Raw genomic sequence first — 9,530 nt, forward strand, 5'->3', positions numbered from 1 at the left:
AATAGTTTTGCTACAAATCAAGGTACAGGCTTGTAATTTGTGCATTACAGCGCCGTTTAAGGTGATTGAAATTGCATAAAAAAAGCCGGCGAATGCCGGCTTAGATTGAATAAGAGTTAACGCATTCAGTTATTCGTCGTCTTCTACCAAAGTCATCAGCGATGTATTACCACCCGATGCGGTGGTATCAACACTGACTGTCTTTTCTGTTAACAGCCGGCTGATCAGGGTGTCGTAGTACTCAGCACTGATCACTGGCAGGATAGCGCCTGTACGTGCCGCCAGCTGCTGACTGAAGTAACCCAGGCGTGACGAACGTGCAGCAACCACTGCGCCTGACAGGTGCGAATGCGCCAGAATTGCTTGTAACTGGTTAGGTCTGGCGACCTGCAGTACACCTTCGGCAACCCCGGTGGAGATAAACTTATTGCGGAATGCTTGTGCTTCGTCGTAGAACAGGTCCGATGCCACCGTGATCACGGTATTACCTGCTGCCAGTGCAGTAATAATAGAGAGTGCCCAGAAATTAAACGAGGTACTCTTATCGGCATAACACACAACACAGCCACGTGGTTCGAGGTGCAAGGTGTTAGACTCACCCGTTGGCCCTGGTAAGGTGATGTGAGAACGCATACGTTTTTCCAGGCGGTTAAGCTGGGCACGGGCATCCGCCAGTGTCAGAGCCAAATCGTCCGCCAGGTCGTCAATGATCTCAACCGTTGCAATTTTGGCGAGTAGCTGTCGTACCGCAGACACTCGGTCATTGAGTGGTGTCGCACGCCAGATCTTTTCATCGCGAAGCGAGTTTTGCATTAGGGCCTTGACCTGCTCAACTGCACCCGGGAAGTGGTGCGTTTCTAACTCATCTGGTGTCAGGTTTGTCATCTGAACGTTGTCCGGAGACGCTTTCTCTTTTACCAAGCGCCATAGATAGTTTGGACCACCGGCTTTAGGGCCTGTGCCTGATAATCCGCGACCACCGAATGGTTGTACACCCACGATAGCACCGATCATGTTCCGGTTGACGTAGACATTACCCGCACGAGACATTTTCGCCAGATATTCACAACGAGATTCAATACGAGAGTGAACACCCATAGTCAGGCCGTATCCTGTCCCATTGATCTGATCAATCACATTATCGAGGTCTTCGCCTTTGAAGCGAATGACATGAACAACCGGGCCAAATACTTCGCGCTTCAACACTGACAAGTCAGAGATTTCATACAAGCGCGGCGCAAAGAAGTAAGCACCATTTTCACTGTTGTCCGGGATCTTAGCTTCAAACAACAACTTGCCGTTGCCTTTCATAAACTCAACGTGTTTAGTCAGAACATTCAGTGCTTTTTCGTCGATCACCGGGCCTACATCGGTAGACAACAGCGCCGGGTCGCCAACATGCAGCTCTTGTAGTGCACCTTGCAGCATTTTGATAATGCCATCCGCGACGTCTTCTTGCAGGAACAGTACCCGCAGGGCTGAACAGCGCTGACCGGCACTTTGGAAACCAGAAGAAATGACGTCGTCAACAACTTGCTCAGGCAGGGCTGTTGAGTCCACGATCATACAGTTTTGGCCACCTGTCTCTGCGATCAGCGGGACCTGGATGTCGTTACGCTCAGCCAGAATTTGTGAAATCAATGTGCCGGTTTCAGTTGAACCGGTGAACATCACAGCCTGAATACGCTCATCTGGAACAATGTGCTTACCTACTTCGCTACCGCGCGCAATAACTGGTTGAACAACATGCTCAGGCAGACCAACGGTACGCATCAGCTCGATACAACGAACAGCAATCATGCTTGTTTGCTCGGCAGGCTTAGCAATAACAGTATTACCCGTCACTATGGCTGCGGCAACCTGACCCAGGAAGATCGCCAATGGGAAGTTCCAAGGGCTGATACACAAAATCACACCACGGGCTTCAAAACGCTCGTCTTTAGATAGCTCTTCGGCACGTGCTGCATAGTAACGACAGAAGTCTACAGCTTCGCGTACTTCATCAATACCATCTTGTGTGATCTTACCGGCTTCTTTAATACAGATTGCTACCAACTCGTCATGGTGACGCTCAAGAATATCACCCACACGGCGCAGCAGGTCCGCTCGCTCTTTCACAGGCGTTTGCGACCACTCTGCAAAAGCGTTTTCTGCATTGCTCAGGATACCTTGCATGTATGTTTCATCATGCACAGGTACATGGCCGACAATTTCTGTGTGATTAGCCGGGTTGCGTACTGCCATGCGACCCTCTGGCACATCGCTTTCTTCAATGCGATGTTCGTTGAACCAGTTATCCAGGTTTTCTTTGAACGGGGTGAGCACATTAATGTCAGTCAGGTCCATTCCTTTTGAGTTTGGACGCTCATCGCCGTACAACTCAATAGGCAGATTGATCTGCTTGTTATATTTGTTACGCAGGCCTTGCAAGGTTTCAACCGGATCAGGCAGCAGAGATTCTACTGGTTTAGTGGTATCGACAATGGCATTAACGAACGATGAATTGGCACCGTTTTCAAGCAGACGACGCACCAGGTAGGCGAGCAAGTCTTCATGATGGCCAACCGGTGCGTAAACACGACACTGGATCCCTTCGCTTTCTACGATTTGGTCAAACAGGGATTCACCCATACCGTGCAGACGCTGGAATTCGAACCCAGTGTTGTCGCCTTTAGCCACTTCAAGAATAGTCGCTGCGGTGTAAGCGTTGTGCGTAGCGAACTGCGGAAACAGCACATCACGTGCTTCCAGTAGTTTGATTGCACATGCTTTATAAGAGACGTCAGTAGTCGCTTTACGAGTAAATACCGGGAAGTGGTCTAAACCGTCTTGCTGTGTGGTTTTGATTTCGGTATCCCAGTAAGCACCTTTTACCAGACGGACCATCAGTTTACGACCTACGCGACGAGCCAGATCAGCAACCCATTCCACTACAAAAATAGCACGCTTCTGATACGCTTGTACTGCCAGGCCAAAACCATTCCAGCCATCCAGCTCCGGTGCTGAGAAGACCGCTTCAATCACGTCTAAAGAGATATCCAGGCGATCCGCTTCTTCAGCATCCACCGTAAAGCCGATATCATACTGCTTTGCTGCTACCGCCAGCTCTTTCAGCTTAGGCACCAACTCTTCCATCACACGGTCGCTGTGAGAAAACTCATAACGCGGGTGGATAGCAGAAAGCTTAACTGAAATACCCGGGCTCTTAACTGGGCCACGACCGGCAGCTGCTTTACCGATGGCGTGGATTGCATTCATGTAGCTATGGTAGTAGCGCTCGGCATCCGCCATGGTACGCGCACCTTCGCCCAGCATATCGTATGAGTATACGTAGCCTTTTTGTTCTTTTTCTGCGGCGCGTGTAATCGCATCCTGGATGGTTTCACCCATGACAAACTGTTTACCCATGATCTTCATGGCAAAGTTGACAGACTTACGGATCACTGGTTCACCCAAGCGGCCAACCGTGCGTTTTAGAATACCAAACTGTTCTTCCTGTTGTTTGTCACTGTAGTTCACCATTTTACCGGTGACCAGCAAACCCCAGCTCGACGCGTTTACAAACAGAGAGTCACTGCTACCAAGGTGAGAACTCCAGTCGCCCTTAGCTAGCTTGTCGCGGATCAGCTGGTCTTGAGTTTCTTTATCTGGTACTCGCAGCAAAGCTTCGGCCAAACACATCAATACCACGCCTTCTTCTGATGACAGAGAGAATTCGTTAAGTAGCGCGTCTATCCCATTCTGACCATCCTGATCGCGACGGATATTTAGTACCATCTGACGGGCTCTTTCCCAGGCACGGCTACGCGCTGTTACACCCACTTCGGCCAGCGGCAGAATGTGGTCGATAACTTCATTTTCATCGATGCGGTAAAAATCGCGGATTTTCTGTCTGATAGGACAGGTAGTTGTCAAATCGCCGTTATAAAGCATAACTCAGCCTCATAAAATAAAGAGTCAAAAATGATTGTAAATTGAACTACTTAATGCAGTGATAGCGGCACTGTTTGTAAGTGCTCGCTACAAAGCTTGCCTTTTAATGAAGGTAAGTCTTCTCAAAAAGCGTCAATTACGACAATATGATGCGGTCATAGTGCTAACCTTAACACACCTTTAGAGGTGTTCAACTTTTAGCCAGTCTCGCGTTCTAATAAATGGTTTGCCACGGATAAGTCTCTGATGTGGCGATTACGTCAAATTTCGGGGACATTCTATCGAAAAGACAGCAGAATATGCTGTCTTATTTTTTTGGATTACGGTAAATTTGCGGGTAATTGCCAAGCTGTGCAGAATTTTATGCTGAATGACCACTTCAATTAAAACCCGGGTGCTCGACAGGATTGATTTAGCTATCCTGGATATCCTGCAAAAGAATGCCCGTATTTCCAATGTAAACCTGGCCAAAGCGGTTAATCTGAGTCCCAGTCCATGCCTGGATAGGGTAAAGAAACTCGAAGCCGAGGGCTATATTGAAGGCTATGTTGCCAGGTTAAATGCCGCCAAGTTGGGTCAGCACCTGGTGGCCCATGTCGAGATCACCCTGAAAAGCTCGACCGAATCAGTGTTTGAAACGTTTAAGGAACATGTACTGGAGCTTCCCAACGTGGTCGCCTGTGACATGGTGGCGGGTGGGTTCGACTACCTTTTAAAGATACGGGTACAAGATATGCGTCAGTACCGAGAGGTATTGGGGCAGATCGTTGAGATCCCCGGTGTTGGCACCAATCATACCTATATGGTGATTGAACATGTTAAAGAAGACATGGGCGTTGAGGTACTGAACTTTCAGTGATAGGCGCTGAGTTGGGCCATATCATTGGGGTTTCATATTTTGTAACAAGCTTTTGACCGCAAGTTAGCTGTAATTAGGAACAGAGTTGTTATTATAAATGAGATAAAATAACAAAACTAACTTGTGAGGCTTATGAAACTCAAGCACCTAGTTGCCGCCATTGCGGCTGTGGCAGCACCGCTGGCCGCTGCTTACCAAACAGAGGACACGCGTTTACTGCGCTTTCCTGATATTCATCAGAACAAGGTTACCTTCGTATATGGTGGCGATATCTACATTGCCGATACGAAATCGGGTAACAGCACTCGCCTGACAGACCATGTTGGCTTTGAGACGTTTCCCAAATTCTCTCCCGATGGCAAACGCATCGCCTTTGCTGCCGAATACAATGGTAGCCGACAAATTTATGTGATTGACGCGGATGGTTCTAACCTGAAGCAGCTGACGTATTACAATGATGTAGGCCCAATGCCACCGCGCGGCGGTTTTGACTACCGGGTTTTTGACTGGACGCCGGACGGCAAACATATCGTATTCCGTGCCAATCGTACTCCCTGGGGTAAACGTATGGGTCGCCCTTTCATGATCCCGGCGGATGGTGGCCTGGAGCAGCCACTGGCAATCCCTGAAAGTGGTGGTGGTATGCTGTCACCCGATGGTAAACAGTTTGTTTATACCCCGATAGATCGTGAGTTCAGAACCTGGAAACGCAGCCGAGGCGGTCGTGCGCAGGATGTCTGGGTGTATGATTTAGAGAATAATACCTCTAAACAACTCACCGAGCACAGGGCAACAGATCAGCAGCCAACCTGGGTAAATGACAGCATTTACTTTGTGTCTGACCGTGATTACACGCTGAACTTGTACAAGTATCGTGAAGGGAAAGCGCCAGTTAAAATGACCAATCACAGTGACTATGATGTGCTGTGGCCTTCGGCTGGACCTGATGCCATCGTGTATGAAAATGGCGGTTACCTGTATCGTTTTGATGAGGCAACCAAAGCCACTGAAAAGCTGACCATTAATGTGCCAGGGGTGCGTAAGTACGCTATGCCTTATACCAAAAATGTCAGCAAATTCATTGATTCAATGGATGTGTCTCATGACGGTAAGCGTGCCTTATTTACTGCACGTGGTGAAATCTTTTCAGTGCCAGTAGAGCAAGGCACAACCCGTAACCTGAGTATGACGGACAAGGGTCGTGAAATTGCAGCCAGCTGGTCGCCGAACGGTCGTTATATTGCTTATATGAGTGATGCATCGGGCGAATATGAGATTTATCTTAAAGATCGCGCCAACAATAATGAAGTCACACAACTTACCAGCAACGGCACTATCTGGCGCTTTGACCCAATCTGGTCTGCTGACAGTTCAAAGCTGTTATTTGCGGATAAAAACCACACTATGTGGTGGCTGGATGCCAAATCGGGTGAGCTGCATAAAATCGATACCGGTAAATATGATGACGATGGCATCACTCAGTATACCTGGTCTCCTAACAATGACGATCTGGTCTTTGTGAAGAATAATGCCAACCGATATGCATCGCTGTGGCATTACAACACACAGAGCAAAACGCTCAGTCGTCTTACAGATGACATGACCAACGAGCAGAACCCGGCATTCTCACCGGATGGTCAATACCTGTATTTTACGTCAGAGCGCGATTTCAACCTGACCTTCAGCTCGTATGAATTTGCTTATTTGTATAACAATGCAACCCGTTTGTATGCTGTTGCGGTGAACGGCCAGGTTGCTTCACTGAGTGCGTTTAACAGTGATGAAGCGGCAATCGTCAGTGAAGAAAAAGACGAGAAGGGCGACGACAGCAAAGCAGATAACCAGCTGCAGGTTGAGGGCTTTATGTCACGGGTGGTCGCACTACCGGCGAAAGCGGGTAGTTATGGCGACCTGAATGGTGTGAAGGACGGCGTATTGACACTGTCTGAAGGCACACTAAAGCTGATCCCCAACAAACAAGATGGCAAAGTGCAAACGGTTGCTAAGGGCGTACAGGCCTACAAGCTCGCTGCTGGTGGTGAGCATCTGATTGTCCGTGCTGGCGGTAAATACAGTGTGATAAAGCCCAAAGCTAAGCAAGATCTGAAAGCGACACAACTTGACCTGAGCAACATGATGCTCAAGATCGATCCGAAAGTTGAATGGCAACAAATGTATGTCGAAGGCTGGCGGACGCTCAGAGACTGGTTCTATGATGAAAATCACCATGGTCAGGATTGGGATGCCATTTTGAAGCGTTATCAGCCAATGGCCGATGCCGTCGCACATCGTAATGACCTGGATTATGTTCTGAGCGAAATTGCTGGTGAAATCAATGCGGGTCACATCTATGTTCAGTCTGGTGACGAGCCGAAAGCTAAGCGCAAAAAGCACGGTTTGTTAGGGGCTCAGATCAGTGCCCACAACTCAGGCTTTGTACGCATTGAAAAAATCTATCAGGGTGAGAACTGGCATGAAGAGTTCCGCTCGCCGCTGGATGAGCCAGGTGTGAACGCCAGTGTGGGCGATTACATTGTATCGGTGAATGGTCGCGCGGTTAACTCCGTGAGTAATTTCTATGAGCTGCTGGAAAATACTCAGGGGACTCAGGTTGAGCTGCGTCTAAATAACACACCAAGCCTGGATGGGGCCTGGCAGGTAACAGTGAAGCCAAGTGCCAGTGAAGGCGGCCTGCGTTACCTTGAGTGGGTTCATGCTCGCATGGCATATGTCGATAAACTGTCAGGTGGCCGTATCGGTTACGTCCATCTGCCAAATACATTGTTTGAAGGTAACCGTGCGATGTTTAAGCACTTTATGCCGCAGACAACCAAAGATGCCCTGATCATTGACGACCGTTACAATGGCGGTGGCTTTATACCTGAGCATATGATCACCTGGCTGGCTCGCAAACCATTGAACTATTGGAAACGCCGTGGTGTTGAGCCAACTAAAACACCACAATTTGCCCATGATGGACCGAAAGCCATGTTGATCAATGGCTATTCAAGTTCGGGCGGGGACGCGTTACCTTACTACTTCCGCCAGGCGGGATTAGGTAAACTCATTGGTACTCGGACTTGGGGTGGTCTGATCGGTATTTCGGGTAATCCTCGTTTGGTTGACGGTGGTCAGGTAATTGCTGCGACTTTCCGTATTCTGGACAATGAGGGTAACTGGATCATTGAAGACGTGGGCGTGAGTCCGGATATCGAAGTCATTGATCGCCCTGAACTGATCCATGCAGGTAAAGATCCGTCAGTAGAGCGCGCTGTTGAGGAGCTGCTAAAAGAAATGAAAGCAAATCCGAAGACGCCACTTACTGTGCCGCCAGCGCCAACTGAATTTGGCCGATAACGGCTGCATTAGCTGAGTCTGGACAGTTGTCCAGACTGTTAAAAATGAATCGAAAGGGGTGCAGAGCACCCCTTTTTATATGGGAAATAACAACAATGAAAAAAGTCGTTTTAATCACGGGAGGTAGCCGGGGGATCGGTGCGGCAAGCGCCAAGTTGCTTGCTGGGCAGGGTTATCAGGTAGCCGTTAATTATAAATCTAACCATGCAGCTGCTGAGCAGGTGGTTGCGCAGATCCGCGCACAAGGGGGCATTGCGGATAGTTTTGCCGCTGATATTTGCGAAGAGGCCCAGGTGGTTCAGCTGTGCGAAGACATCAAATCACAATTGGGGCCTATCTCACATCTGGTCAACAATGCCGGAGTGCTGGCTACTCAAATGCGCGTGGAAGACATGACAGCTGAACGCATTAATCAGATGTTGTGCACCAATGTTACGCCCTACTTTATCTGCGCCAGAGAGGTGCTTAAGCAGATCCGTGCGTATCATCAGGCGGACATGTGTGCCATCGTGAATGTGTCATCGGCGGCTTCCTATCTTGGAGCCGCAAATGAGTATGTAGACTATGCGGCAGCCAAAGGTGCCATTGACAGCTTCACACGCGGCTTATCTCTGGAGCTCGCGTCAGACGGGATCCGTGTGAATTGTGTCCGTCCGGGGTGTATCTATACAGATATTCATGCCGATGGTGGTGAACCTGACAGAGTCGACAGGCTGGCTTCATACTTGCCATTGCAACGAGGTGGCAAACCCGAAGAGGTGGCCAGTGCCATCGCCTGGTTGCTCAGTGAACAGGCAAGCTATGCAACAGGTACTTTTATTGATTTAGCTGGTGGAAAGTAGCTTAAAGCGCCAACCGATGGAAGTGAGTAACATAATACCAGGGGGACAACGTGATAAAACGCATACGTACATTGCTCTCCTGTTTGGTTGTTTTGGCTCTGAGCTGTTGTTCAATCTTTTACAGGCAGGAAGCACTTTATGATAAACGCATCACCGCCTTGTGCCTGTTTGGTCATTAATTCTCGTGTACTTCTATAGATGAAGTTTAATCTATTATTAATTATTTGTTCATTTTCCCGGTTTGGGTATAATCTCGGATTGAATTTTATTCAGAGAGATTGTCTTTTGTTGTGCTAAGGCAAATAAAATCAGTCAGGGATTTTGGAAAATATGAAAACGATAATACAAATAATAAGCTTGTTATTTCTGTTTTCCTCACTGGCACAGGCGAGTGTTGCACAGTCGCCCAGTGTCTATGAGGATAGCTCGGGAAATATCTATATTCAGTCGCCTAAGCAGTTTGTTTTAATTGCCGGTGACATTAATCTGCCTTTACACGTCTACCCCACCATGGGGTTGCTCAAACTAAGATACAGTAA

General features: G+C 48.4%; 5 protein-coding genes. 4 read left to right on the forward strand and 1 reads right to left on the reverse strand.

The genetic code is table 11. The features are described from left to right. Positions 1-129 precede the first annotated feature (129 nt). Positions 130-3,933 carry a bifunctional proline dehydrogenase/L-glutamate gamma-semialdehyde dehydrogenase PutA gene (gene putA / locus PRUB_RS02590; RefSeq protein WP_010382853.1) on the reverse strand — a complete coding sequence of 1,268 codons (3,804 nt, stop codon included), beginning with the start codon at positions 3,931-3,933 and terminating at the stop codon, positions 130-132. A gap of 370 nt (positions 3,934-4,303) precedes the next feature. On the opposite strand from putA, the gene PRUB_RS02595 reads away from it, so the two are divergent. The 4 genes from PRUB_RS02595 to PRUB_RS02610 all read left to right on the forward strand — a co-directional run. Beyond that, positions 4,304-4,792, forward strand: coding sequence for a winged helix-turn-helix transcriptional regulator (locus PRUB_RS02595; RefSeq protein ID WP_010382851.1), 489 nt, complete (start codon positions 4,304-4,306; stop codon positions 4,790-4,792). A 132-nt stretch (positions 4,793-4,924) separates the two neighbouring features. After that, a complete protein-coding gene (locus tag PRUB_RS02600; protein ID WP_010382849.1) occupies positions 4,925-8,149 on the forward strand; it encodes a S41 family peptidase in 3,225 nt (1,074 codons plus the stop codon). 95 nt (positions 8,150-8,244) lie between these two features. Continuing rightward, positions 8,245-8,991 carry an SDR family oxidoreductase gene (locus PRUB_RS02605; RefSeq protein WP_010382848.1) on the forward strand — a complete coding sequence of 249 codons (747 nt, stop codon included), beginning with the start codon at positions 8,245-8,247 and terminating at the stop codon, positions 8,989-8,991. A 330-nt stretch (positions 8,992-9,321) separates the two neighbouring features. Next, positions 9,322-9,530, forward strand: a 209-nt coding sequence (locus PRUB_RS02610; RefSeq protein WP_021032857.1) for a hypothetical protein, incomplete at its 3' end; no start/stop codon positions are given.

The sequence above is a fragment of the Pseudoalteromonas rubra genome, assembly GCF_000238295.3.
Classification (GTDB): Bacteria; Pseudomonadota; Gammaproteobacteria; order Enterobacterales; family Alteromonadaceae; genus Pseudoalteromonas; species Pseudoalteromonas rubra.